33 protein-coding genes and 1 pseudogene are annotated in these 26,683 nt (G+C 40.7%); 2 read left to right on the top strand and 32 right to left on the bottom strand.

Annotated elements, in window-relative coordinates:
* Positions 1-43: 43 nt before the first annotated feature.
* The 16 genes from C0Q44_RS26355 to C0Q44_RS26285 form a co-directional block, all read right to left on the bottom strand.
* Positions 44-271, bottom strand: a complete 228-nt coding sequence (locus tag C0Q44_RS26355; protein WP_105410129.1) for a hypothetical protein — start codon at positions 269-271, stop codon at positions 44-46.
* Positions 272-464: 193 nt separating this feature from the next.
* Positions 465-677, bottom strand: coding sequence for a helix-turn-helix domain-containing protein (locus C0Q44_RS26350; protein ID WP_105410128.1), 213 nt, complete (start codon positions 675-677; stop codon positions 465-467).
* A gap of 468 nt (positions 678-1,145) precedes the next feature.
* A complete protein-coding gene (locus C0Q44_RS26340; RefSeq protein ID WP_105410126.1) occupies positions 1,146-1,913 on the bottom strand; it encodes a nucleotidyltransferase domain-containing protein in 768 nt (255 codons plus the stop codon).
* 48 nt (positions 1,914-1,961) lie between these two features.
* Positions 1,962-2,717, bottom strand: a complete 756-nt coding sequence (locus tag C0Q44_RS26335) for a class I SAM-dependent methyltransferase (RefSeq protein WP_105410125.1) — start codon at positions 2,715-2,717, stop codon at positions 1,962-1,964.
* 71 nt (positions 2,718-2,788) lie between these two features.
* Complete coding sequence (locus C0Q44_RS26330) at positions 2,789-2,992, bottom strand: DUF6547 family protein (protein ID WP_105410124.1); 204 nt, start codon at positions 2,990-2,992, stop codon at positions 2,789-2,791.
* Between the two features lie 90 nt (positions 2,993-3,082).
* Positions 3,083-3,709, bottom strand: a complete 627-nt coding sequence (locus C0Q44_RS26325) for a Type 1 glutamine amidotransferase-like domain-containing protein (RefSeq protein ID WP_105410123.1) — start codon at positions 3,707-3,709, stop codon at positions 3,083-3,085.
* Positions 3,710-3,898: 189 nt separating this feature from the next.
* Positions 3,899-4,291, bottom strand: a complete 393-nt coding sequence (locus tag C0Q44_RS26320) for a DUF6979 family protein (protein ID WP_105410122.1) — start codon at positions 4,289-4,291, stop codon at positions 3,899-3,901.
* A 245-nt stretch (positions 4,292-4,536) separates the two neighbouring features.
* Positions 4,537-5,190: a lysozyme inhibitor LprI family protein gene (locus C0Q44_RS26315; protein WP_105410121.1), complete on the bottom strand. Its 654-nt coding sequence runs from the start codon at positions 5,188-5,190 to the stop codon at positions 4,537-4,539.
* A gap of 405 nt (positions 5,191-5,595) precedes the next feature.
* The gene (locus C0Q44_RS31315; protein WP_258166562.1) at positions 5,596-5,724 is read right to left on the bottom strand and encodes a hypothetical protein; all 129 of its coding nucleotides are present in this window, start codon (positions 5,722-5,724) and stop codon (positions 5,596-5,598) included.
* Positions 5,725-6,168: 444 nt separating this feature from the next.
* Complete coding sequence (locus C0Q44_RS31310) at positions 6,169-6,363, bottom strand: GNAT family N-acetyltransferase (RefSeq protein WP_258166573.1); 195 nt, start codon at positions 6,361-6,363, stop codon at positions 6,169-6,171.
* Positions 6,315-7,037 (bottom strand): GNAT family N-acetyltransferase, encoded by a 723-nt coding sequence (locus C0Q44_RS26310; RefSeq protein WP_258166561.1) that lies wholly within the window; start codon positions 7,035-7,037, stop codon positions 6,315-6,317. Before C0Q44_RS26310 ends, C0Q44_RS31310 begins: the two co-directional genes overlap by 49 nt.
* A gap of 396 nt (positions 7,038-7,433) precedes the next feature.
* Entirely contained in the window at positions 7,434-7,901 is a 468-nt protein-coding gene (locus C0Q44_RS26305) for a GNAT family N-acetyltransferase (protein WP_105410120.1), read from the bottom strand.
* 248 nt (positions 7,902-8,149) lie between these two features.
* Positions 8,150-8,596 (bottom strand): GNAT family N-acetyltransferase, encoded by a 447-nt coding sequence (locus tag C0Q44_RS26300; RefSeq protein ID WP_105410119.1) that lies wholly within the window; start codon positions 8,594-8,596, stop codon positions 8,150-8,152.
* Between the two features lie 270 nt (positions 8,597-8,866).
* Positions 8,867-9,712: a DUF2971 domain-containing protein gene (locus C0Q44_RS26295; RefSeq protein ID WP_105410118.1), complete on the bottom strand. Its 846-nt coding sequence runs from the start codon at positions 9,710-9,712 to the stop codon at positions 8,867-8,869.
* A gap of 126 nt (positions 9,713-9,838) precedes the next feature.
* The gene (locus tag C0Q44_RS26290; protein ID WP_105410117.1) at positions 9,839-10,504 is read right to left on the bottom strand and encodes a hypothetical protein; all 666 of its coding nucleotides are present in this window, start codon (positions 10,502-10,504) and stop codon (positions 9,839-9,841) included.
* A 133-nt stretch (positions 10,505-10,637) separates the two neighbouring features.
* Positions 10,638-10,880, bottom strand: a complete 243-nt coding sequence (locus C0Q44_RS26285; protein WP_105410116.1) for a helix-turn-helix domain-containing protein — start codon at positions 10,878-10,880, stop codon at positions 10,638-10,640.
* A 132-nt stretch (positions 10,881-11,012) separates the two neighbouring features.
* On the opposite strand from C0Q44_RS26285, the gene C0Q44_RS26280 reads away from it, so the two are divergent.
* Positions 11,013-11,300 (top strand): hypothetical protein, encoded by a 288-nt coding sequence (locus C0Q44_RS26280; RefSeq protein WP_105410115.1) that lies wholly within the window; start codon positions 11,013-11,015, stop codon positions 11,298-11,300.
* Positions 11,301-11,542: 242 nt separating this feature from the next.
* On the opposite strand, the gene C0Q44_RS26270 is transcribed toward C0Q44_RS26280, so the two are convergent.
* From C0Q44_RS26270 to C0Q44_RS26230, 9 genes and pseudogenes are all read right to left on the bottom strand, one after another.
* Positions 11,543-12,532, bottom strand: a complete 990-nt coding sequence (locus C0Q44_RS26270; protein ID WP_105410113.1) for a hypothetical protein — start codon at positions 12,530-12,532, stop codon at positions 11,543-11,545.
* A gap of 350 nt (positions 12,533-12,882) precedes the next feature.
* Positions 12,883-13,146 carry a TIGR02391 family protein gene (locus tag C0Q44_RS31930; protein WP_374955159.1) on the bottom strand — a complete coding sequence of 88 codons (264 nt, stop codon included), beginning with the start codon at positions 13,144-13,146 and terminating at the stop codon, positions 12,883-12,885.
* 35 nt (positions 13,147-13,181) lie between these two features.
* On the bottom strand, positions 13,182-13,772 hold the full coding sequence (locus C0Q44_RS26260) for a hypothetical protein (protein WP_181151179.1): 591 nt from the start codon (positions 13,770-13,772) through the stop codon (positions 13,182-13,184).
* Positions 13,773-14,402: 630 nt separating this feature from the next.
* Entirely contained in the window at positions 14,403-15,500 is a 1,098-nt protein-coding gene (locus C0Q44_RS26255) for a Gfo/Idh/MocA family protein (protein WP_105410110.1), read from the bottom strand.
* Positions 15,501-15,591: 91 nt separating this feature from the next.
* A pseudogene (locus tag C0Q44_RS26250) lies at positions 15,592-16,762 on the bottom strand (Gfo/Idh/MocA family protein).
* The gene (locus tag C0Q44_RS26245) at positions 16,759-17,673 is read right to left on the bottom strand and encodes a sugar phosphate isomerase/epimerase family protein (RefSeq protein ID WP_105410205.1); all 915 of its coding nucleotides are present in this window, start codon (positions 17,671-17,673) and stop codon (positions 16,759-16,761) included. The pseudogene C0Q44_RS26250 and the gene C0Q44_RS26245 overlap by 4 nt, the downstream one beginning before the upstream one ends.
* Positions 17,674-17,982: 309 nt before the next feature.
* A complete protein-coding gene (locus C0Q44_RS26240; protein ID WP_105410109.1) occupies positions 17,983-18,480 on the bottom strand; it encodes a metallophosphoesterase family protein in 498 nt (165 codons plus the stop codon).
* 37 nt (positions 18,481-18,517) lie between these two features.
* Entirely contained in the window at positions 18,518-18,952 is a 435-nt protein-coding gene (locus C0Q44_RS26235; RefSeq protein WP_105410108.1) for an Rrf2 family transcriptional regulator, read from the bottom strand.
* Between the two features lie 110 nt (positions 18,953-19,062).
* Complete coding sequence (locus tag C0Q44_RS26230) at positions 19,063-19,440, bottom strand: DivIVA domain-containing protein (RefSeq protein WP_105410107.1); 378 nt, start codon at positions 19,438-19,440, stop codon at positions 19,063-19,065.
* Between the two features lie 201 nt (positions 19,441-19,641).
* Here C0Q44_RS26230 and C0Q44_RS26225 point away from each other — a divergent pair, with 201 nt between their 5' ends.
* Positions 19,642-20,208, top strand: coding sequence for a TraR/DksA C4-type zinc finger protein (locus C0Q44_RS26225; RefSeq protein WP_105410106.1), 567 nt, complete (start codon positions 19,642-19,644; stop codon positions 20,206-20,208).
* Between the two features lie 190 nt (positions 20,209-20,398).
* Here the strand turns inward: C0Q44_RS26225 and C0Q44_RS26220 are convergent, their stop codons facing one another.
* From C0Q44_RS26220 to C0Q44_RS26190, 7 genes are all read right to left on the bottom strand, one after another.
* Positions 20,399-21,091 carry an ArsR/SmtB family transcription factor gene (locus C0Q44_RS26220; protein WP_105410105.1) on the bottom strand — a complete coding sequence of 231 codons (693 nt, stop codon included), beginning with the start codon at positions 21,089-21,091 and terminating at the stop codon, positions 20,399-20,401.
* Between the two features lie 134 nt (positions 21,092-21,225).
* Entirely contained in the window at positions 21,226-22,515 is a 1,290-nt protein-coding gene (locus C0Q44_RS26215) for an MFS transporter (protein WP_105410104.1), read from the bottom strand.
* A 255-nt stretch (positions 22,516-22,770) separates the two neighbouring features.
* A complete protein-coding gene (locus tag C0Q44_RS26210) occupies positions 22,771-23,046 on the bottom strand; it encodes a barstar family protein (RefSeq protein WP_105410103.1) in 276 nt (91 codons plus the stop codon).
* Positions 23,047-23,060: 14 nt separating this feature from the next.
* Positions 23,061-23,501, bottom strand: a complete 441-nt coding sequence (locus C0Q44_RS26205; protein ID WP_105410102.1) for a ribonuclease — start codon at positions 23,499-23,501, stop codon at positions 23,061-23,063.
* Positions 23,502-23,770: 269 nt separating this feature from the next.
* Positions 23,771-24,778: a Gfo/Idh/MocA family protein gene (locus C0Q44_RS26200; RefSeq protein ID WP_105410101.1), complete on the bottom strand. Its 1,008-nt coding sequence runs from the start codon at positions 24,776-24,778 to the stop codon at positions 23,771-23,773.
* 2 nt (positions 24,779-24,780) lie between these two features.
* Positions 24,781-25,155, bottom strand: coding sequence for a replication termination protein (locus tag C0Q44_RS26195; RefSeq protein WP_105410100.1), 375 nt, complete (start codon positions 25,153-25,155; stop codon positions 24,781-24,783).
* Positions 25,156-25,503: 348 nt separating this feature from the next.
* Positions 25,504-26,652 carry an acyltransferase gene (locus C0Q44_RS26190; protein ID WP_105410099.1) on the bottom strand — a complete coding sequence of 383 codons (1,149 nt, stop codon included), beginning with the start codon at positions 26,650-26,652 and terminating at the stop codon, positions 25,504-25,506.
* Positions 26,653-26,683: the final 31 nt, after the last annotated feature.

The raw sequence follows: 26,683 nt of genomic DNA, 5'->3' as shown, positions 1-26,683 counted from the left end.
ATGTTCTCTCCTGTCTTCATTGGAATAATAAAACAATATATCCTTAGGCCTTTTTCTTCCCTAGAAAAAGAGCAACCTTATGTTGTTTCTCTATCGTTCCACCTGCAGCATCAATGGAATTTTTGATTCGCTCCAGAAGTGAACACCGAACATCATTCGAAAGCTGCTGATGTGATGAATTTTCTTGTGATTGATATCGTTTATTTGCTTTTAATACTGATGTCTTCCCGGCATTTGAGTACCCCTCAAGAATTACTCCTCTAATATGCATTTAATTCTCCTCTCACTAACAATTATTTTATCTAACCTTCCTGTAATCATGACGTTCAACGTAGTTGAATATATATTATGAAGCGTTTTCATAAAATGCGTCTAGCAGACGAAGGCTCCGTGAGGAGCCGAAGCATGAACTATATTACGCGATGAAGGTGCTTGTTTGATTGACTAGAATCTTCTTTTCTCCTTTAACTTTGTTTGGAATCTGCTCTATGCTCCAATAAATCTCCAGGCTGGCATTCTAATGCCGTACATAATTTATCAATTACTTCTAACGAAACATATTCATTCGTATTCAACTTTGCCATTGTTGCCGATGAAATCCCCGTAATTTTTAATAAATCTTGTTTCTTAATATCTCGATCAATCAATAATTTTTGAAATGGTTTATAACTTATCATCTGGTACCCCTTCATTATCTGAATTGATTTCATTATGATAAAATAATATTCAATAAGTTAAATTTTTGTTCGTAAAATAAAACATAATGGACGGTGATCATCTATGCACAATTCTTTAGAAGTTTTACTTGATTCGCTGATTCGTAATCGAATTGAAGCTTTATATAGCGATCTTCTCAAAAACAACTCTATCTATAATCAATTCTCATCCGATCGAAATCTTTACTTCAAACAGTTACATGAGCTTCTACCTCAGGATATGCATAAAACTCTATTTCTTTACGATGACGCAGACCTTTCTGTTCATACAATATTAGAAAGAGAAATCTATTTACATGGGTTTAAGGATGCTCTTCAATTACATAATGAATTAAATATATCCTCTAAATAAGAGGCTAAGAGCTCCCGTATTCATGACCCCAAAGAGGACAATCGCTTCTCAGAGTGACCAGTATCGTCAAAACGTTGTTAGCCAGAGGAAGTTCTAGAATGAGCCATTCTATTTAAGGCGGTCTCAAAATAGTGATATACTTCATCTGCAATTTCCAGAAACTCTTCAACAGATACATCGCTATCCAAGTAACAAGCATACAGATACTCAACTAAAGCGCCGTCAATCGAGCAATAGTTTACTATGGCATCCTTCATCTTAATGATTTCATCTTCCCATACCCCTGTATCTTCTAAAACCAAAGAGTATAATGCACGAATTAATCTCTTAGAGTAACCTTTAATATATCTAGTTTTCATTGTGTTATCACTAGCATTAGAAAGTAAACGATGTACACGATCTACTTCCTCCTTGGTCTCTGTATTTAAGTCTAAAATGAACTCTGGAGAAATAATTATCGGTGGTACTTCTTCACTAACGTCATCACCATACATGCAAACACAAATGATCTTAACCCAAAAACCCCACTCATTCGGTTTGCTTAATACATCGTCCATCGAGCAAATGGTCGTATCAATCTTAGTTACGACTGGATATTCTTCCAAAAGCCTGTCTTTGATATTTGACAATCTTTCGTAATCAATATCTTTGGGATTTACACATACAATAGTAAAGTCTGCATCTGACTTAAAAGGTTTAGCAGTTCCTTTTGGAATCGAGCCACACATATAAATGCTATGAACCTTACCTTTAAATTCGGTAACTATATTATCTATATACTTATCAACCAAATCCTTATATTCACTTTGTATGGCAATTCTATTTATAACTTTTTCTAATATCATATAGACTCCTCCTAAACTAAGAATATCTTTCGGCTAACGTTGTTGTATTCACTTCTCACCAATCATAAAAAACTGTTTAATCTGTTGGTTTTCCGTATTAAATGGTTGCCCATCATAGTCTACAAACCGCACATTCTTAAAACCTGCAGCCTCCATAATTTGTACATAACAATAACTGTTTACATTCTTTGCACCCAATCCTGTCTTATGAATCATCGTATCATTGGGTATGTCAAATATTATCTCTTCGTGTTCCGAAACACATGTCGCTCTATTATATTCGTGTCGTACCAAGCGATAAATTCCATCGCGATATGTCCAAGTGCGGCATTCATTGTGTCGTTCATCAGTATGGTATTTAAAATAATTTTCATTCCACATCTCATAGATAAAGATACCGGTTGGCTTTAAAGCGTTGAACACTCGATTCGTAGATACCCCTGTTAATCCAACAGGATCAGTCCAAATCGCTACATCAAATTCGTTTTCAAAACTTAACTCATTAAAATCACAAACAAAATAACTTGCCTTTTCAAAAGCTCTGTTGTAATCCCTTGAATATTCAATGAAAGTATTTGAAATGTCTATACCTATAACCTCATAACCTGGTTCCAACCATACTTGATGATACCTAGATATTCCACATGCAATGTCCAGAATTTTGGTAGAATTCTCGGGGAATAGCCTTTGCAATTTTTCAGCCATGACGATCTGGGTTTCAAGATCATCGAAACCCCATTTGATATATTCTTTGTCGTAATCTTGGTGACCATATCGATTGAACTTTTCTTCTATAATTTTCATTTATCCCCCTCATTTCTTACGATTTAAGGTTCTTTCACATAACGTTACTGTATTCACGACGTCTCACCGACTTAAGGCTGCGCCAGCGTCCGAAGCGTGAATATAATGTTATACGAAGCGTCACTACTTCTCCGAATCCGGCCACGGATCTCCTTCTCTTCTACATACCCAGTAGTCAATACCCATCTTGATAATACTCCAGGCCGAATTTCGACTAATCCATCAATAAAATCTTTATAGTTCTGAACACTGATTGAATGGTTGTCTTCTTTCATATTTTCCTCCGCACTTTTTGGAATTTCGTGTAATGTTTCTGTATTCACGAACCCGAGAGGATTAAAGGGGCGACTCGAAGAATACGACCTTCAATGTCCTTGGTTTATTAAGATTGAGATATATTCATCATCTTTAAGCCTTGTCACCTTACAGTTCTCATTGGATTCAAATTCTACTATTCTCTCTTCAATTGTTTTATTAGTACTATCTTTAAATATGTCCTCACGATCATAGTGAGGAAAAATAAGCTTGTCGGTTACACCTAATGCCTTAAAATCCGTTAAATTCATTGTGTTCATCTGTGGAGTAAAGAAATCCACAATGTTAATATTCGGCCCCAGTAATAACGTTCCTGCACTTACTCCAACGATAATTACATTCTGTGCGGCCAGTGTTCTGATTATTTCATCAGCACCACTTTTCTTAGCGTAATACAATAATGTAAATGGATTTCCACCATTGATATATATAACATCTCTATGTAAGAGAATTTGCGGATCATCAAATTCAATATCTACAAAATTGATATGCTGAAATCCCATGTCCTTAAACTCTTGCAATGCTCTTTGTGCATATCTATTAGTTTCTTTTCTAGGGGATGCTGTTGTAATAATTGAGACCTTTAATTGAGAAATATCTCCATCAATAAACTCCAAAAATTGATTTTTAATATCTTCAGTATAAAAACCACAAGAGGTTAGTAACAATCTACTCATTGAAATCCCCGTCCTTAAATAACAGTTTATCTAATCTTTATAATTTAATTAAGCATTCCCCTGATTTCTGCTAACGTTCCTGTATTCACGACTCAGCTATGCTGAGTCCGGCGAATGTCGGATCCAGGGCGTATGCCCGCAGCGTGAATATTATGTTATGCGATGCAGTTTCCAGCTTTGAATTAGCTCTCAAATCTGTATGTAATTGCTTTTCCAAAGTGCTTCCAATACATTTAGTTGATAGTTATGAGACATTCTATTCCCTTCCGTCACTTGATTCCAAAGTTTCTTTTTATCGTCCAATAAATCAGGTTGTTTCTGTACTATACTTAAAGCTTTTATTACATATCCTTTATTCTTTAAGTTTTTTCTTGAATTATAAATTCCTGTAGACACACCTTTTACATAACCTTCTTCGCATAAGCCAAGAAACGCATTCTTAGGACATCCTTTTTTAGCTCCCCAAGTTCCTTCACCAAATAATTCTGCTGTTGCAATTTCCCATGCTCTACCAGGCGAATTGTTAATGTTTTGATGTATTAATTCTACAGCTCTAATGGCTGCTTGATTATACTTGCTCATCCAATTCTCTCCTTAAAATACTCTGTTCTTTTTCTAAAACTGTTTCGCATAACGTTCTTGTATTCACGAAACGACCCAGCTTTAGATAGCTCTTATCTTAGGCTGGGTCGTTTGTTGTCTGAGTGTTCTTCCATGATTATACATCTGAAGACCAAGGGGTGGTAGCCCCACAGCGTGAATACATTGTTATGCGCCGTTACTGTCTTCGAAGCATCGCCTAAAAACCTTTGATCAAGATTCCAACTCTATTTTTTATTTTGGTATACAAACTCAACTTCACCATCTAGCAAATATCGATATTCAAATAATTGCATTGTTCTTTCCCTAATTCTCTCCCGTATAACCGTGCCTAGGCTTACCGATCCTTGTGATCCAAGGTAACCATTATTAATAAATGTCTTCTCTACAAATTTTGTTTCCCGTAAGTGATACTGTAACCATTCTTTCTGCGATTCCATTAGTGCTTCTCTTGGTTCTCTATCCAACTTAGAAAGAAGCTTTTTATATATTTGATTCAACTCTTTATCCCAAATCTCTATATATTTACTTTCCAACGCCCCCAATACCAATGTTGTAATAATCTCTTTGGAATTTTGAAATTCATTGAATTCCACTTCATAATCATGATCTATAGGATTTCGAAGCATTTCATCATAAAATTCTCCTTTCAAATCGTAGTTCCCAATGCTCATGGATAATACTTCATTGTTAGAAGGATCTGATCGACCTTCAGTTATTTCTTTCGATTCTGTTCCATTACCTGTACTCACTACATCAGGAGGCAGTTCAGAATTCATTATTGAATTAGTTTCGCTGTTCAAAGTAGTCGATTGACTACTATTTTGACAAGATGAAAACATTATCGTAATAAAAAATAATAAGAGTATCTTACCTTTCATAAATTATCTCCTTAAATAAATATTATCTTTAATATTTACCGGTAATGGCGCATAACGTTCTTATATTCTCGAACCCTCATCGTCTTAAGTCAGCATAGCTGCCGGGTCCGACGGACTTAGGTGATGCAGGGGTGTCTGCCTGAACCCACTTCTCCGAAATGCCTCAGGCAGACCAAGGTCGGCGTAGTCAATCGCAGCGTAAATACGTTGTTAGACGATGAAAATTATATTGTGATGCTCTTTATATACGGTTCTATTCTAGACAACCATTCTTTGCAGTAATTACTTAATATGTGGATATCAGCGATACGACTCCATCGTGCCAAGTGTTCCATTGCAGGAAGTGGTTCCAGCGATTTTATTAACATCTCTCGTGCTTCTTCTTTATTAATCCGGTCTATTCGGTTACTCAACCAAATCCAAAATTGATACTTCATCAAATTGTTCCTTAATATCTTGAAATGAAATGTTAGTACCTTCGGATAGTCTAAACCAAAAACTTGATGAGAAATTGCTTACTAATACACCAGCCAAATCAGTACAAGCTGAGGTTTTGAATTCATCTTCTTGTCTCCTTGTCTTTTCAATGTACTTAAGGTTCTGTCGTATAACGTTCCTGTATTTACGAACCTTCACTGGCGTAAGCGCGAGTCCGATGGACTTAGCCAGTGCAGGGTTGTCCGGCTGCTCCTAATTCCCATGAACTGCCTCTGTCGGACCAAGGGCCGAATGTCCCGAATGCGTGAATACAGTGTTATAACAATGTCGGCGACTTCCTTGAACTACTACATTTTCTTACTTAACTATCTTTCAAACCAAGCTTTATCTATTAATTCATCCCATTCAATTATTAATGTCTTGTACTTAATAATCCAAAATCAGCATTGTACTTTAAAGATGTTGATCCATCAAATCTATGAATAAAATAATTTTCTATGCTCTTATTTCTACTTTAGTAGAAGTTCGGTCCACATCATTCTAATATTCGAATTTTAGCTGGAGCGAATCACAAATTGGCATATATCCTATTTTTCGATAGATGCTATTAGATGTAGGATTTTCTAAGTCCGTATATAAGACGCACTTAGTAAACCCTTTATCCAATGCAAGTTGGCTTATTTGCGTCACAATTGAAGTAGCGTAACCCTTCCTGCGCTCATATGGGGGGTATATACAAATGCCACACCAATAGCCGTCTGCATTTCCCTTGTATATCCTGCCATAGCAACGGGTATCCCTTTGTCCTCTAAAATATAGAGTTTTTTCGATGCTATTCGGTAGAGGTAAGGCTCTGCATCTTGCGGGATGGACATTTCTGTTTTGCCATAACTCCCCGCTGCATAAAATGCTTCAGCCCAGTACGGGAAAAAGTGAATATCCTTTTCATCTAGCAATCGAACGATACCAATCTTTTGAAAGTCTGGATTTACTGCTGTAAGTTCATATATACGTTGGCTCATGGTTGTTTTATAGGTTATTCCCTTGCGCAAGGTATATTCTTTGGCAAAATACTCTGCCAAGGTTTTTTCGGTTATCACACCTGGAATTTCACGGTCATTCAGCCCATCTATCAGACAGTTTATAGCTTCTGGGTTAATTATGTTGTCTGTTGCATAAAGCGTAATATTGTGTGGCGGTGTCATTATTGCGGTAAGTTGTATGCCTTTAGCATCCGAAATAGTTGCCATAAGCCAACTTACAGGGTCACGCCAATCTGTTTTGTCTTTTCCTTCATGCCCAATTATGATATTGCCAAGAGGAATCAAATTTTGTGCTTCATGACGCATCAGCACGTCATAGGTATCATTGTAAAACTCATGCACATCCATATACATCTTGAATTGCATTGAAATATCCCCCTTTCATCTGTTCAACGTTTTTCCATATTTTTTAAACGAAACGTTCTTTCTTACGGTTTGCTGATTAATTTAAGGAACATAGATGAATTATATTCGTGAAAATGATTAAACTATCCTGCCCGTTAGTTGAATTGACTGATAGGAATTGCTTTCGTTTTTTTTGTTTTTGCGCTGATTTCATCTAACGTTCCTGTATCCACGACGTCCCACCGACTTAAGCGATTAACGGGAGCGGCCGCGATGCGGTTAGTCGGTGCGGATGTGTCCGCTGAAACCACTCCCCTCCCTGTTGATCGCTTCTCGCGGACCGAGGGCCTACAGGCCCAATGCGTGGATATGATGTTAGGCGAAGCGCGTTCAGTCAACCCCTCAAACTCAAGATCTTTAATCAAGCATCATTTCCATAGGTTCTTTACAATGTTTATATTCATTTTTCTTATAAAAATCTATACTAGTATCACTTGGCCAGACTATTATAAACTCATATTTATTACTAATTGACCATTCTTTAATACCATCTAAAAGTTTTGAACCAATTCCTTTTCCTCTATGAGATGGTAATGTGTAGACATTCGTCATATATACAAATGGGTTAGTTTTCTTTCCTGGTCGTGGAACTTTATTTATAAGTTCCAAAAATATATGCGATACTATTTTCTCTTCCACTTCAGCTACCCAAATAAACCATTGATTAGACTCTATTGCATTAATTAAAAAGTCATTAATTTCACTATAGTATTCTTGATAAAGTCTGTTTGTCATTTTAAGATTCAGATTGTATTCTATTGTAAAATCTAATCTCATTTGAATTAACGATTCTACATCTGATTTTTCAGCTAGTCTAATTTGCATTTGATCTCCTTTTGTTTTAAAAATTATACTTCAGCATTTCGCCTAACGTTCTTGTATTTACGAACCCGAGAGCCTTAAGTGAGCAACGCGAACGGGTCGCCAGACTTAGGCTCACAGAGGTTGATTGCCTGATTCCGCTTCCTGGCTCCTTACCTTCTTAGCAATCCAAGGAGTCGTTAGGCTTCATAGCGTAAATACGTTGTTAGACGATGACTGTGCCTCCATTGATTAAGTCATAAGAAAATCTATTATTTCTTCTCAAAAATATATAAGTCACCTTCCTCTCCAACTTTGGTAAACCCACATCTTACATAAAAGTGATGATTCTTGGTACTCCAGTTTGGAGTATCAAGCCACCACTTAGTGCTATCCGGAAATTTTTTTTCAATTTCTTTCATTACTTTCATACCGATTCCTTGATTTTGAAAGTTTGGATCAATAAAAATCCTTCCAAGATTATGTACTTGATTGCTTTCTATAACTATTATTGCTCCCCCTATTATTTCTCCATTATAGAGTATCTTGAAATATTCACAGTTTTGCATCATCTCTTCTTGCCAACTTATGGAGTCATATCCTACTGGTCCACCAACTACATTACCATTAAATTGTTTTGATTCATCATCAAAGCTGGCCTTTTGTATTTCTTTAAGTTTTTGTGCATCATTTTTTATTGCTCGCTCTAATATCAGCACTAGATATACCTCCATTAAACTGTTTTATTTTGAGTATGATCTTTTAATTGTTCTATCTTGCACATATTTCGTCTAACGTTCCTGTATTCATGACGTCCGACGAAGTCGGATGTGTCTGCTGAAACGCTTCCACAAAATTCATCCAGCAGACCAAGGATCTGTTAAGAACCGTTGCTTGAATATTATGTTATACGACGGAATCGCTTCTTGAGTCTGCCCTCGCTTAACTTTCTCAGATATAGAAATGCCAGCAATACTCTGTATGTGATATTAGCCGAAGGTTTTCGACTCCATTATAAATCCTTCAAGGGTTGTGGGAGCAGGGTATCCGTTACGCCATTCAAGCTGAACCACAGGTACTCGATAGAGTTTTGTGAATTTTAAAACATCAGAAATACTATCTACAGGGAAGTCTTCTCCCAAAACCACACCACAGATCGCTTCTTCAATAGAGAAGTATTCATAAGTTATCGATGCGCTTATAAGCGCCCAACTATATTCTAGTTCTGATTTCCAATCTACTTGTTTCTCAAAGATCAAAGGTTTCAAGTATTTTCTAGTATGATAGTTAAAAAATTCTTGTGCGCCAAGTTTAAGAATTTTGCTGCAATCCAACGAAAAAGCATCAGATTGTCCGACAAAGTCCTTATATTTAATAGAGCCTTGATAGATATCTCCCAAAAAGTTTAATTGACTTAAAATCGAATCATTCAGTTTTTGTTTATCAAAAACCAAGCAAATACCAGCATGGTTTTCTGCATACTGAGCCCACATTCTAGGGCGACAGTATCCTCTGTGTATAATCAAAGAATGCCCTGTGTTAAATTTTTTTGGATCATCTCTAGTAAAGCAAACAACTTTACAGTGGTGTTGCAGTTTATCTTTAAATAAATCAGCTATTGGCGGAAAATCTGCATCTCGATTATTGGAATCGAGTCTGTAATTGAACTCCCAATCTATTGATTCTTTCGGATCATTCGTTTTATTCAATGGGCTAAACCGCAATTCGGCGTTTGCAAGAATGTATTGAAGTGCAGTATTTGAAGTTGTGTAATGATATAGATATTTATTTGGATCACTTATGTTATTTCTGAATGGGGTATAGATTTTAATCACTCCTTTTTAATCTTTTCACCCAAACTTCTCCACAAAATTGAACCTATCAGGAAATTTTAGACGCTTTTAATACTTCTTAAAGGTTGCCGTAAAGTGTTATGTTAAAATAAATTTCTTTCCAATCAATTATTTAAATGATTTTAAATGCTTGTTAAGAAAATTAATGCAACCTCTTATAATTATGTCCCTCATTTGACTGTAAGTAATGGTTACATCATATGTCCTTTCTTCAAATACATCGTCTTTAAATTCCTTCAAAACAATTGAATTCATTATCGTTGTGCTAGAACCCTCGCTTTTAAAGTGGAAATTGGAGTAAGAGCCCTCATGAACAAAATCATTTCGGACAAAATAAAAGATATTGGCAATAATATTCATATGTAAATGCTTTGTATAATTCCATCGATAATCAACAATTGAACGAGTAACATGATCCAAAATAAATAACTGATCTTCTCTTAAAATAGATTCATTAAAGAACTTTCTTATAGTAGTAATCTTATCCTTTTTGGGGTTTAGTGGCTTAGATATATTGTAAATAGCTTCTACACATACCATCCAAAAAAATATCTGAATACCATATCTCCCGCCTCTGATTTTCATTTGATCATCTGCAAGTGTTATTAGCCTTGCTATATTATTAACTATTCTTCTTGGCCTAACATCAACCTCAGTGACTTTATAGCACCTTTTTATCAGAGATAGAGCCTGCTCTTCATCACCCAAAAAGCACGAATAAAATTCCAAATAATCATCATTAATATCAAATTCATATTCTTGAATGATTTCCAAGCCCCCTCACAAACAATTTCTTATTATATTTCTTTAGATACTGTAGACTTTTCTGCTAAATAACTTTCCAAAATACGAGCAACGGCCCCAACTCCTTTAAGAGCCGGAGCATGAATGTTATTTTTCAGGAAATTTAATTCTTAAATTCAAAATTATTATCTTTCTCAGGTACGTATTCAATCAAATCTGATAATTTGCAGTTAAATGTATCGCATAGCTTGAATAAAGTTTCCAGCTTTGTTGTTTCTATATCCGTTTCCCTATATAACTTGTTGATTGAGTTCCGACTTAAGCCCGATCTCACCATCAATTCTGTTATATCATCTATTCGATGTTCTGCCATGAGTTCTCTTATATTACACTTGATTACGTTCATTTTTTCCCCTCCATAGTTCTATCTTATCGTTCACATTAGTAATCATCAATGAAAAGCGAAGTTTTAACTCTATAGAGCCAAATATTCACCTTGTATTTAACCTTATAGAGTTATTATAAGGAGGAATATTATATGATTAATACATTAGAATCGCTAACAGAACCGCTTATAAGAATACGTCTAGAATTACTCTATACTGAGCTTCTGAAATGTCATATGGAATACAATCAGCTTTCTGCGGAGACAGATCAATATTTTAAAACACTACGTGATGCTTTGCCCGATCAACTTCAACATACAGTTTTTCTTTACGAAGAAGCTCAAATTTCTCTTCAATCCATCTTAGAAAGCAGTATTTACATACAAGGTTTCAAAGACGCTCTACAACTCTTCAGCGAATTGCAAAACTCTAGCATTTAGAGGATCATATGATCCTCTTTCTTTTCTATTGTTTTTGATTCTGTCGTATAACGTTATTGTATTCACGACGTCCCACCGACTTAAGGCGACGAATGTCGCCGGGCGCGATGCGCTTAGTCGGTGCGGATGTGTCCGGCTGCTCCAACTTCCCCGCTGCTGAAATGCCTCTCTGATTCCACTTCTTACTTCGTGCCGGACCAAGGGCGAATGCCCGATGCGTGAATATGGTGTTAGGTGAGGTATTAGCCCTCATGATTTTGCTTCAATTCCTTATTAATCAATACGGATATTTTATGAGCCACTGAATCAATAATTAATTGAGACTTTAAATAGAAATTTTCTGTAATTACTACCATTCCATCTCGAACAGGAACTTCTGGATATAAAGAATTAAATACTGGACTATAATACCCCGCGTCATGCATTAATACATTCCTTGTATCTTTAAACATCATCAAATCATTATAATGAGTTTTCTTTCTTTCACCTTTAAATACATAACTGCTAACATACGGATCTTGTTTATCCAAAAATTCATCTTTCAAGAAGTTTATTAATCCATGAATTGATTTACCTTCACTCTCTTGTAGTTGTATTTCTTTCTCAATCAAGTTTTGCAATAATAATTCTGCTGAATTAAATTCATTTGACATTAATAGTAATTCCTCATATGTAACTGTATTCTTTTTTCTCATTTTATTTGAAAGTACTTTTTTAGGATTGCTTTTATATAATTCAAATACAGATTCTCGTAAGAAACTCTCAAAAGCAACCCATCTCAAAATGAAGCAACTTCTATAAAGCATTTCATTTGATCTATTCTGTACTTCTTCAATCTCACCAAGTGAGTGAGCTATATTTAAAAATTGTTGCTGTATAATGATGAAATTTTGAGTATCTCTCGGATCAAGTTCAATTGTAGAACTTGCGGCAACTTCCATATTGACTCCAACCTTATATGTTCCAGGTTCAGGTAATTCTTCTTTACTCTTACTAGAGTATTCACTCGGCCAAATTAAAAGTTTTTCCCTCGTCTTCGGATGAATTTCAATTGGTCCATATTCTCCGTTCAGAGCGTTCTGAGTAAAAGTTTCATAATTATCAATTTCAAGTTTCGAAGCGTATTCATGAAAGGTTAACCATCCACAAATCAGTTCACTTTTTGTACGCTTCACATCTGCAGAACTGTATGAAATATGATCCTTATCAATATTAGTTTTATCTAGTGGCAATAGAGCATCCTTAGGATATTAAAATAGGAGTTGTTGTGCAATCCCATAAGATATTTCCGTCAGTTTTTCAAATTCTTGAATCGATTTATTATTACTAAGATATACTTGATAAGGTTGAAATTCTTTCAATGATATTCCTCCTTAATATATTTTGCTAGTATTTCACCTAACGTTCCTTTATCCACGACGTCCCACCGACTTAAGCGAACCAACGGGAGCGCGGCCGCGATGCGGTTAGTTGGTGCGGATGTGTCCGCCTGATTCCACTCCTCTGCTAATCTTCTTAGGGCGGACCGAGGAGCCGTAAGGCTCCGATGCGTGGATATGATGTTATCGGATGTTGCTGTCCTCTATGAATTGCTCAGATTCTCTATATCATCTAACACTCTATGAAGAACTGATGCAAAGCTCAACCATTCTAAAGTTCTTTGTGGGTCTGTGACATCAGTTATCTTATGAGCTTTGGGATTCCTTATAGCCATTACTGCTCCCGCAAATAGCCACATAAAACCTTGTTGTTCGTCCTGATCGTCAGATAATATTATTTGTGGGTTTCTCGGAGAGAATACCTGTTGCATTAATGGACTGCCATCTAAATCTGATCTTCCTGAGATCTGTTTAACTCGGTTAATTAAATCAATATATGCATCTAGTATTGCCCCCGAAAATGACCATCCATATACAGAGCTTTTGATATTCTAACGATTCTAGGATGGAGAGTATTTAGTGAATGTGGCGGTCTTTCCCGAGGTATTTCCTGAACACTTATACTTTCTAGTGAAGATAATCTAAAACATAGTACTTCTGAGGCTTTAATAAAATGTTGTATTGTCCCTGTATATATATTGCCAATAACCTCTTCCTCATCATTCATCATATTTCCCATAAATCCAAACTCTAGATTATTACCAATCTTCCATAATGCTTTGTACCATCTGAATAGAGCATTAGTTTCATCCATAATTTCTGGATATTCTTGAGAGTAAACTGAGTTATTAAGTTTTGATCCAGCTATTTGAGCTAATATTTCAAATCGTTCAACTGAGAGCCTATCTGTAGTTCCAGCAATTCGAAAATGCTCTCCTGAATCTCCCCACTGTATATCTAGTCTTGAAAACTGAAAACTTGGTGCTAGTTCTTTGAATTGCTTCTCTAATTCATTCCATGTCGACAAAGATTTAGCCTCCGCTGATTTTATTAATAGTCGTACAGCAATTTCCGATAACGTTTCTGTATTCATGAACCCCGAAGGGGTTGTCTGCTGAAATGCTTCTCCGAATTCCTTCCCGTAGACCAAGGCTCCATCGGAGCCGCTGCTTGAATATTATGTTATCGCACGGTCTTGTCTTCTTCGAATCTACTACACACTGCTCTTTGTTCTACCAAACATTCCTTCATCTTGATCGGTTTTTATGTGTTTTTGGAATTTCATGGTTCTTCGATTTTATGTCCTTGGAACTCCAATGCCTTTTGATCTTTTTAATGTTACTTGATCTTTATATTTCACTTTGATTTCTAAAAATCATTTTCGTCCTTCCATGTTGTTCGATCTCTTTGTTCATCTGTTTTTTGATCTTTCAATCCTTTTGTCTGATTTATTCATGGTTTTTAACCCTATTGCAAGTCTGTTCCGATAACATCATATTCACGAAGTTCGTATATCCCTCTCTCCTCCATCCATATCCGTACTACATCTAATATAACCCAACTTGTTCCATCTGCGAAGTCACAGACAAAGGAAAAACAGCCCCTGAACCGCACCCATTGGTTAGAAACAACTAACCAGGTAGGCGCAGTTAACATGCGGGCTGCTCTAATCTCCATTTACTTTACTTTTCTACGCTATGCTGTACTTTACTCCACCTAACTATTACTTCCCTCCGCCACTCCACACCACACGCTCGCTCATCGCTTTATGCTGTGCAATCAGGCAGAGTTCTGCCGCTTTAAATGCGTGTTCTTGTGTCATCGCTGTCTCGGTACGATCCAGGCAATCGCGGATGAGCTGACCGAAGAACGGATAACCCACCTTGCCCTTCACGCTGTATCTAAACTCACCTTCATGATTGACCAGATAGACCTGATCTCCTTCTGGCTCTCTCGCCACATCAATATACTTCCGCAGCTCGATATAACCGTCGGTGCCCAATATAACTGTACGTCCATCGCCCCATGTACCCAGACCATCCGGTGTGAACCAGTCTACACGGAAGTAACCGGATGCTCCGTTATCGCCAATAAGAGAAGCTTCGCCGAAATCTTCCAGTTCAGGGAACTGTGGATGATTGAAATTATTCACCCGGCTGAAAGCCACCTCTGCATCGCTACATGAAGCAAAGGTCAGGAATTGTTCAATCTGGTGACTGCCAATGTCACAGAGAATACCGCCATACTGCTCATGCTTGAAGAACCAGTCCGGCCGGCCTCCGGCATTCAAGCGATGGGGGCCTGTGCCCATGACTTGCACTACTTTGCCAATTGCACCCTGTTCAATGAGCTGCCCTGCATAGATTGCACTTTCGACATGTAGCCGTTCGCTGTAATAGACCATGTACTTTTTGCCGGTTCGTTTCACTTCTTCTCGTGCAAGGTTCAATTGCTCCATCGTCGTAAACGGGGCTTTATCTGTAAAATAATCCTTGCCCGAAGCCAGCACTCTCATGCCAAGCGGTGCACGATCCGAGGGGATAGCTGCACTCGCCACCAGCAATACCTCATCATCTGCGAGCACTTCTGCTTCCGAAGAAGCAACCTGTACCTGCGGAAACTGCTTACGGAATGCCTCCGCCTTCGCCGGGTCTGGATCATATACCCATTTGAGCGTTGCGCCCGCTTCTACCAGGGCTCCTACCATGCCATAGATGTGCCCGTGATCCAATGCAACCGCTGCAATGACAAATTCGCCTGGACCGCATACTACCTCTTTCTTCACACTCTTTGGTGCATAAAACATACCGTCTTTAGCCATATCCTTCTCCGCCTCTCCAGTTGAATTTTCCATTTATCGGTTCCGTTATCTTGTACTCGCCCTAAGTTCAGTTTGATGTAACCATTTCACTTCACTTGAATGTTTGGGTCAGATCAGCGGGCTGACCGCTGCTGTAATCCTGGTCCTTCTTCGTCGTTGAACTCGCAATACGTTCCTGTAAATGCTCATAGAACAGATCCTCATCGATCGGCAGATCCACCCAGTTATCCGCCCAGGTGGACAGCAGCATCGCATTCGACAATGTTAATCCGTGTATACCATCCTCACCAGGAGCAATAAGTGGTGCGCCTGTACGAATCGCATCAACCCAGTTGCGAATCAGACCCGGGTGACCTGTCTCCACACCCGTAATCGGAATCTCGCATTTCCAGCATTCCGGCTGTCCGAAACCTCCGGTAAATCTCTGATTGAATTCAGGCTCAGATTCCCGTAACCGCCAGAAGGTGAGCGTGCCGTCCTCAATCACGATTTTGCCGCGGTCTCCATTGACCTCGAATCGATTGGTACCTGGTGCTTCGCCAGTTGTGGTAACGAACACACCTGTCGCTCCATTTTCATATTCCACATAAGCCGTTACATCATCTTCCACTTCAATATTTCGGTATTTACCGAATGAACAGAATGCACGCATGCGCACCGGCATCATGCCGATGGTCCACTGCCACAGATCCAGTTGGTGTGGGTCCTGATTAATCAGCACACCGCCTCCTTCACCTGCCCATGTCGCCCGCCAACCGCCGGAATCGTAATAACTTTGGGAACGATACCAATTCGTAATAATCCAGTTGGTACGCCGAATCTCCCCAGTTCTCCTGAAGCAATCAAATCTCGAAGCTTGATATAGAGCGGATTCGTCCGTTGGTTATACATCATGGAGAACACTTTGCCGCTCGCCGCAGCCGCTTCATTCATCTTGCGAACCTGTTTCGTATACACGCCAGCCGGCTTCTCAATCATGACATGCAAGCCATGCTGGAAAGCCTGAATCGCCTGTTCCGGATGATCATAATGTGGTGTCGCAATAATAACCGCATCAATCGTACCCGAAGCCATCATCTGCTCCGCATCCTGCCAATAGGTGACCGAAGCCGGCAGATGACTGGATACCCAGCTCTCCATTTCTCTTCTTACATCACATACAGCGACCAGTTCCGCACCAGGCACATCTCCCGCCACGATGGTTCTGGCATGTGCTGCCCCATGTTCCCCATACCAATAACTGCTACCCGAACGATACTCATGCCTGTTCCTCCTCATTAACTCGACGCTCAATTTCCGCGAACACGTCTGCAAAATGCTGTAGCATCGCCTTGGATTCCAAGGCACCACTAAAGTCCTCAATTCCATAATATCCGTCATAACCGACGGCTCTCAGATCACGAACCATCTGCACCCAATCCACCATGCCTTCAGTCAAAGGGGTCCAGTGACATTTCCAGTCTGTACTGAGCTTATTCCCTGTGTTCTTTTCCGTCTCACCAAGCTGATCAGTATCATCGGACTTGGCTGCAAACCACCCGGCATTCTTCACATGTACATGGGCCAGATAAGGGCCAAGCAGCTCAAGTCCCATCCGATGATTCTCGTATCCTTCATGCACCATATTACCTGGGTCGTATAATACACCAACATGTTGTGGGTCTAGTGACTCTACAAGTCGATACGCCAGAGATGCGGTTGGTGCAATGGTCTGATGATGCGTCTCTATTATGGCTTGAACGTTGTATTGCTTGGCCATGTCCTGAACTTCATTCAGATAATGCACTGCTTTGCGATACAACTCGGTATAGTTAGTCTTGCGATCATATCCGGGAACGCCCACACGCATCATGGAAGCCCCAAGCGCAGTTGCAGCCTGGAATGCTTGTTCCGTGGCAGGAAGATCCCCGCAGCCCAGATACGGCACCAATGCAATCGATTTTCGGCCCTGCCTTAACGCAGCTTCACGGAATACAGGAATCTGTTCCTCCCACTGACTCGGGTCGATCGAGCATCGATTATTTCTCCAATAGGAAGGCTTCTCCGACATAGCGTCTTCTGGGATTCCTCGGAATCTCCATTCCATCCCATCGATCCCCGCTGCCTCCGCGGCCACTGCCAATTCTTCTGCATTCAAGTCAGGGGTAGCCACGGTGAATACAGACAATTTCATCATGATCCATCTCCTTATGTAAACGTATTCATTTGGGGTGTAAAGGCATTGTATCACTCCATAGATCATCTCCATAGGGGAGAACGCCAACAGATGAATGACAGATAACGAACAGAGCACATTACCCATTCAGAGATAACTTCCTGACAGAATTTTATGACCCAAAACCAAAAAAGACATCCCTGAAACAGAATCTGGTTCTGTTCCAAAGATGCCTTTTACAAAAATAACCCTATGATCTATCCTGCCAGTGACAAGCCACTGATTCTGATTCTAATTTCGACCTGCGTGTGACCTCTGCATATGCACCTAGTCCTTGTCAAAAAATACGTGCTCAGCCTGTATCTTCCCTTGATCGATCGTCATGATTCCAAATGAATACTGCTTCTGAAAACGCCGATCCGTGGGTGATCCAGGATTAAATACGAGCATGTTGTCCACCGTATGCATCACTGGGATGTGTGAATGTCCATAGATTACAGCATCGACCTGCTGACCTGCAAAGGTATGAATCGCATTCTGCTCGGTACCCTTTGACCCTTGATGACCATGTACAAGACCTAGACGAAGTCCCTCCGCTTCAACAATGCGGGAATAGCCTAGTTTCTCCACGATTTCGGACGGATCTGTATTACCCGCTACTCCTTCAACCGGTGCGTACTCGCTGAGCAATGGGTATACACTCCAATCCGACCAGTCACCAGCATGAAGAATAAGATCGGCACCCGGTAGTACATCCAGAAGAAGTGTCGGTAACTTGCGTGATTTTCGCGATAAATGTGTGTCGGAAATAACGATAATTTTCATCTGACAACCCTCCTTCCTTTTTACGTATTACTGCGCTCTACTCTGACTGAGATGGAACAACTTCCATCTGGGAAGATGAACGTTCCATGTCTTCGAGTGTAATGGATGCAAAAAATTGCTCCACCTTAGACTCAGCTACCATGTACAGGTTGGTCAGCAAACCGTCAATGTGCAGCCCTACCTCGCAATCGGGATTACAATTACCGTGAATGGGGAACAATGGGCCTTCATCCTTGGCAGCCTGATAGATCATGGCTAATGTAATTTCACTCGATGGCTTCGCCAAGTAGAATCCTCGGGTTCCCGGAGAAGAGTTCACAAGTTCCGCCTTTTTCAACCCGCCCAGAATACGTCTGACCACGACAGGATTGGTATTCACACTACCTGCAATCTCTGCAGACGTGATTCGTTCAGGCGCGCTGAGAGACAGTAACAACAAACAATGCACACTGACCGAAAAATGAGTACTCATGATTAACCACCTTTATTTGAGCATTTTGCATAATTCTCAAAGAGCGCCTTCCAATCAGCAAACGATAATGATTGAATTATGCAAAATGCTGATTTAATATCATACCGACATTATTCAGTGAACAGATCCGGCTCAGGACGTGCTCTGATCTTGAGTTGTCGCACACTGTATTCGAGTTGTTTCACAATATCGTCCAGCTGTTTGCGATCAATCTTGGTCGGATCTTCAACCGGTTTTGCGGACGACTTAAGATCACGAATCGTTAACTGCTGTTCTTGCCATTTGTCCATCAAGTCTGCAATATTGGCATAGAAACGTTCGTAATCTTTAATCACCAGATCGAGATAAGCATCCACCTCATCCGGGTCATAACCACGAAGTTTATAATTGAATTGTTTCTCATGAATCGATAAAGCATCTAACTGCACACCCAACTGTTTAAACAATTGTCTCTGTTTATCCAATCTTCGTTTCATATGTTCATCCATATAGACAACCTCCATTATAAGCCAAGCCGTAGATTCATTTTCCTGTAAAGTACATACGGCATTTTCTCTCTCTATTTTTTATAACACATAATCCGTCAGATATAAAACGATACAGCCCTATTCCTCACGAAAATGATTGCTTTTCATGCCAATCGGGTAAGGAGACACTACAACCCCACAACGGGAAAGGAGCATGACCTTATGAGTACATTAACCAAAGATCAACGTCAGGAACTGAAAAAAGCCCTATTGGAACAACGTGAAAACTTGCAGCGTCATTTTGAATCCAGCATGGAAGACGGTGCTCCGGTCGAATCGCTGAAAGATTCAACGGGCGAGTTGTCCTCCTACGATAATCACCCTGCAGATGCCGGTACGGAAACTTTTGAACGTAGCCGTGATATGGCCATCGATGATACGTTAACCGACGAATTCCATCAAGTGAACGACGCATTGGATCGCATCGAACAAGGTACATACGGAACCTGTGTAACATGCGGAGAAGACATTCCTTTCGAACGACTTGAGGCTATTCCATATACAGCTTACTGTATAGATGACACGCCTAACCGGGAGATCAGCAACGATCGGCCTGTTGAAGAAGAAGTAATGACCATGCCTCCAAGTGGTGCTGGAGAAGGAAGACAGCGTAACGCTGGCAAGTTCGACAATGCAGATGCCTGGGAAGCGGTCGAAGAATACGGTACATCCAACTCCCCTGCAACTGCAGCCAAACGTGATGTGAAGGGCTATGATGAGAACATGTAACTTCGTTATAATCTAGATCGGTAAGCATCCAAATTGAATTCGATTCACTAGGCTGCTCCACCATTAGCCTTCCTTATAACGCATTAAAAAGCCGCCAATGGCGGCTTTTCTAGTTTTTCTCAGATGTAATCTCATACGTTTGCCTTTACATGCTTCCAGCGATAGCACTGAAACCATATATTCCGTTCGTTTATTCTTCCGGCTCATTGCCAGATGATGCAGATTCCTTCGGCTTCGAAACAGATTGGGACGCTTTCGGAGTTGATTTGGCCTTACCGGACGTAGCTTTCTTTTTCTCTTTTGCATCTGTCTTGGAAGCAGGTATTTTCACTATAGGTTTAGAGAGGGCAGCGAATAACTGAAAGACCTCATGTTCCCCTTGTTGATTCTCTTTCGTTGTATAGGGTTCACAGAGTTTTATGATGTTTTTATACAACTGCTCTACTTCCTCACGGGTTGCATACAGCGTGATGTCCGAGAGAAACATCCGATCTTCGTTTTCCGCCTGATGCATGAACCGCTGACGACTCTGTTCAAACATTTCATTTAATAATTTGAGCGTTTCAGACCGAAACACCTGTTTCAATGGTGAGTTTTCCTTGTCTTCATCTTCATGACGAAGATGGATCTCTCCGGTAAACGGTTCGTAGTATTTCGCAATAATCCCATTAATCTCACGCGTGGAAACGATGGTCAGCAGACCAATTTTCTCCAACTTTTTCACATGATAGTGAACTTTGGCGGGCACCTCACCCATCTGATCGGCGATCTCTTTGACTGTGGATGGTCTGCCCTGCTTGTTAAACATATTCATAATCTGTATCCGATACGGATCGGAGTAGATTTTAATTTCTTCAATTGTGGAAAGAACTTTGTGCTGCATCCCTGTGTCCTCATTTCCGGGGTACCTGTTGCCCATCGATGACTCTATTATACCGCTGCGTCAGGGCTTCGGTCAAAGCAAGTCAGAGATTACATGATACATAAAATCGGAAAATGATCGCTTCTGATTGTACTTCACAGAGCACTTCGAAAACTTTTGCTAAATAACAGCATACCTGCTGACATCGCAAGCATCATACCGAAGACGATAAACAGAACAGGCATGCTCATCCAATCTGCAAGTGCTCCCGAAACCAGACTTCCAAGTGGTGCGACACTCAAGACAAGCATACTCTGAAGGGCATATACTCTACCCAGCATCTCGGAAGGGGTAACTTCCATAAGATAGGTAGCCAATGGTGTCGTAGCTAGCGGAATTCCCATACCCATCAATAGACAGAAAGCCGCTGCAACCGGTAGTTGGAAGGAAGTCATATAAGCCGGCAGTGCCGTCATCGCATAACTGAGACCCAACATGACAATGCCGCTGATGACCAGCACACTTTTCCGATAATTCGCTCCCCTTTGCGTCAACCATACGCCACTAAGCAACATGCCTCCTACCATCAGTCCACTAAGCAGACTTAATCCCCAAGCGCCTGCATGCAGTGTTTCAATCACATAGGGTGTTCGGAGAACATTAAACGGCATCAGGCAGAAGTTAACGAAGGCAAACAGAATTGAGACAATTAACAATACAGCATGTTTACGGAGAAAATGAAAAGCCTCGGCCATTTCGGAGAATATACTACGTTTTTCGGGTTGAACAGAATCCATATCAGATAATGTTTTATATTCATTGTTAGCAGATCTTTCAAGTTCAGGGTACCCTACTCGGCTCATCATTAAAGCACTTAGTGCAAACAAACCCGCATCAATCAAAATCGTCCAGGCAATGCCTATTGTAGCAATGAGTGCGCCAGCCACTGCAAGTCCTGCCAGTTCTGCTACTCGGGTTGCGGAAGAGGACATGGCATTACCGGAAAGCAGCATCGATTGGGGAAGCAATTTGGGCACACTGGATACTTCCGCAGGAACAGTGAAGCATTCCAGCAAAGAAATCAGAATCGTGATGACAAACAGATGCCAAACTTCGAGTTGCCCCAGTCCGAACAACAGCGCTGTAATACCCACGAGCAACCCGCGACCCGTATTGGTGATCACAATCACTTTTTTGAGAGACATGCGATCAACCAAAGCTCCGGCGAACAGACCCAGAAGGATATTGGGCAAGAAATTCACCGCCAGCAACGTACCCATCAACACTTTCGAACCGGTTAGAATGTATACCATCCAACTGTAGGCAATCGAGTCAATCGAATCACCAAATCTGGATACAACTTTACTAAGCATAAATTGCATATAGGGCTTGATTCGTATTAATTCCCCTATACCTTGCTTGCCAACGGCTGTGCTATCATTCATGCCTTTCCACTCCCTAACGTTAAAATATTTTTCATGTTAATTTTATTTTAACGTACATTTCGCAGAAATCAATACCTCCGTGAAAATATTTTTAACGATACATAAGAAAAGTAAAAATTAAACTCCCTCTCTTCTTTCAGATGCTTCGTAATCAATAGCGATTTTTTTCAACAGCCTCCTATAACATAAAAAAAACAGACCACATGTGGTCTGTTAGGTTGGGCTGATTGTATTCAGACTGCCTTCATTTTCTGCCTACTTCTCAACACGCAATTGAAATCCGGACTGCTCCGCCTGTACTTCCAACATCAAATCACGTACTCGGTCTGCTTCATTCCCTAGACGTTCTTCGCTGATTCGGTAATTGGTCCATTTCAACTCAAGTGGAAGTTCAATCGTACCCGTCAGGCAATCCCACAATGCATCAAGATTACCGCCATAAAAATCTGGCAGATCCAGTTTATCCTTTAATCGCTGATGAAGTTCATCAGCACTGGCAAAGTCTTCTCCGTCCAGAATCACAATATTCATGATTGCCCCATCCTCTATTTCATACGTGTAAATGATACATAGTGATCTGTCGTTTTGTAGATGAGTCCATCATTGGAATACACAATCCGATCCGAATTACGGAAGCCGGAAGTATAGTTGATATCCGCTTCTCGCCATGTACGTCCACTCGCTGCTGGCAGAAGCCCTTCACGGTTACCGAATGTGTCTCCACCGATGCTTTTACCAGGGGCTACAACAGCCAAGTTTCCTTGTGACGCTACCCAGCCGAGTCCTGTTGCCTGTGATTTGGTAATAAAGTTACATGGCAACGTTCCGTTCGCGCTCAAGTAGTTTGCTACACCCGTAAACGTATTGATGATGGTACATGTTGCAGCAGATGCCTTCTGCTGTGGAACTGGGGTGAACTGTGAACCTGTGAAGAAAACGAACGTTAACAACAATGCCAGTAAAGCGGTCGATAGTAGTTTTTTCATTCATCCTGCCTCCCAATCGTCAAAGTAGATGAACGTTGTCACGATATGCATTCTGCAAGCTGTAACTGTCTCGTTGTACGTTCTGCTAGATTATAGTAAACAAGTCATCTCATGACTATTTATATCACATCATTTAGGTAGAAATATCAAATTGAGACGTTTAAGTTGTAAAATATCATAATTATAACATTATAATACAGAAAAAAAGACTCTCATCCCTGAAGATGGAGTCTGCATTTTCTAGTATGTCTAAACTAACTTGACCTGATCTAATCAATCAACTGCACACGTTGACGCGTTCGAGCCGATTCCAGGCACGCATCAATGACACGCATGTTCTGAATGGTATTTTCCGGACTGAAAGGCAAAGCCTCTCCTTCAAGTGCAGCCGTTGCAAACGTCTCCACTTGTAGCACATAGGAATTAGATACCGATACACGCTCCTCGCGGCTAACCGAGTCGGTATGCACGATAATCTGAGGTGGAATATCACTGTTCTCCCAGCCAAACACTTTGGGCAGTTCAATGCGCCCTTCCGTCCCGAGAATCTCCATCTCCGCTCGTCCCGACGCCCACATACCGCAGTCAAAGGTTAACGCTACCGAATTCGGAAATTCTACCAGTCCAGATGCCATCATATCGACTCCATCATGCTCGTCCGAGAATAACGCGTGTACCGTCACCGCTTCCGGCTCCTGTCCCAGGTACATCCGGGCAGCCGAGATCGGATATACGCCAAGATCGAATAGAGATCCGCCGCCCATCTCTCTTTTGAACCTGACATTCTCCTTATCCTCTGCGGTATTACAAGTAAAGTTACCGTGGATGGCTCTGACGGTGCCAATCTCTCCACTTGCTATGATCTCCTGCACACGTCTGTGCTTGGGATGATATCGATACATAATCGCTTCGGCAAAAAGTACGCCATGATGATTACATGCCTCGATCATCTCTACCGATTCTTCTGCATTCATGGCAGCTGGTTTCTCACACAACACATGTTTGCCAGCCTGTGCGGCCTTCATGGTCCACTCTTTGTGCATATGGTTAGGTAAAGGAATATAGACGGCTTCAATATCCGGATCAGCGATGAGTTCCTCGTAACTGCCATACGACCTGGCGATACCCAGTTCTTCGGCAAGGGCTTCCGCTTTGCCCTTACTGCGGCTGGCAATCGCCAGAACTTCACCACGTTCGGACTGCTGAATCGCCGGAATGACTGCATTCTTGGCAATGGTTGATGTACCGAGTACACCCCACTGTAACTGTCTATTCATGCTCATCTTCCTTTCGTACCGTAATTGTCCTCTTCTGCCTTGTGTAACATGCCGAGACAACGATCCAGATCCGTTTTGACCTGTTTTTTGTACAATTCGGCTTTCTCTGCACCATCATCTGTGAAATGATAAAGAACAATTTCCTGAAAATCGACCTTGGGGTCATTCCCCTTCAGCTTCTTCGTCCGATAAAATACACCTTGCTGTACCAATTCATGCAATGCCCGATATACCTCGCTCTGGGGCGGCACATAACCGTAGGCTTTGAATTCCTGCTTCATTTCTTCCAGCATTTCGTAACCATATCCCCTGTGTTGTTCAACCATTGTAATTAGATATAGCTTGATAAATGCCCGCTGTGCAATCATAAAAGCCACGCTCATTCCTCCTCCTGTCAGAACCTATATATCTAGTATTATAAAACTTATGTTCGGGTTCTGCCATCTTTCTCCGCTTCGCCTGCCTTTTATCCATTTTCGAAAAAGGTGAGAAAGCCGTCGTTTGAATATGCGTTTAACTAGGAAGCACAGGAACAGGTTTATTGTTGTGAATTTTTCATGTAATGAAATTTTAATTATTACCAAAAAGTTGACGGGTGCAATGATGAACGCGTTAATCGAGTTGAGAGTCCGACTCATTTTTATTCAAATAGATCTGGATGAATCTTACATTTTCGCAATAACATTGTTTGTTGTTTTTTGTGAATTTTTCACATGTTGATGGATTCATTTGTTGCGAGCAGACTTCGGTACAGTTCCCACAATCCATTTGCCCCAGCTCACACGGGAGATGAGCCATGTCAGCACACAGGATAATGTTAGAGCCAACAACCAGGTGATGATCATGCGGACCACCGGGTTCCACCCCATTGCAACATAGAAGAGTTCATCCGGAATGTAGCTATACCGCAGCATCAACATGTGCATCAAATATCCGCCATACGATACGCCACCGATCCACCCAAACAATTGAATCGCTTTAAGGTTATGCAGCTTGCCAGCCAGCTGGTACATGACCATAATGGAGGCAATCAGAAATAGTGCCATATCAGGCCGGATCAGACTGACCGTGTAGAACGTAATTTTAATTCCCTCTGGCTTCTGAAATTCCAGCATTAATAAATAAGTAAACCGCAACCCCAGTACGATAAACACCGTCCAGTATACCCATCGCAAACGATGAATCCACTCATTCCAGTGCTGTACGGATAACCCCGCTGCCGCACCGAGCACAAAATAAATAAAGAAATAAAGGAAATTACGGTCTGCATATGTTGTAAAAGCGTCCGTCAACACCGGGATATTCAGCCACCCCATGAATGCAGCAATATTCCGTAATTGATCTGCAAGCACAAGATATACAACACCAGAGATGAACAAGGCGATCATACGTCCCTTGGCTTCGTATCGGTTATATACATAACGAATGGCCCGCAGGAACATCGGAAATAACAGATAGAACTGGATAAGCATAATAATGTACCAAAAGTGTGACGTCGTTTTACCGGTAATGAGCTTCAAGCCCAGCTCCGGGATGTCCTGCCATCCGAAGCCGCTCCATCCTCTCGGAGCAAGCGTAAAGTAAATTAGTGACCAAATGAGATAAGGAACAAAGACATCCGTTACTCTTTTTCTCATAAACTGACCGTAATGCAGCTTGTCTCCCGTGTTATAAAACAGCACCATGCCTGTTATGAATATGAACAACGGAACTGCGAATTTGGAAAGCATCAGCAACATTGCCAGTAACACGCCATCCTCCAGTCTTGTTTCCGGTACCACAGAGTAATGCGCGATGGAATGCTGGAGAACTACCGCAACAAAGGCCATTCCCCTCAAAGTTTCTATTTCTGTAATTCGTTCTCTGCGAGGCATACATTCAGCCGTCCTTTCTTGGTTTTGCAAT

This window comes from Paenibacillus sp. PCH8 (assembly GCF_002968835.1).
Classification (GTDB): Bacteria; Bacillota; Bacilli; order Paenibacillales; family Paenibacillaceae; genus Paenibacillus.
This window is presented reverse-complemented; position numbering and strand designations above follow the sequence as displayed.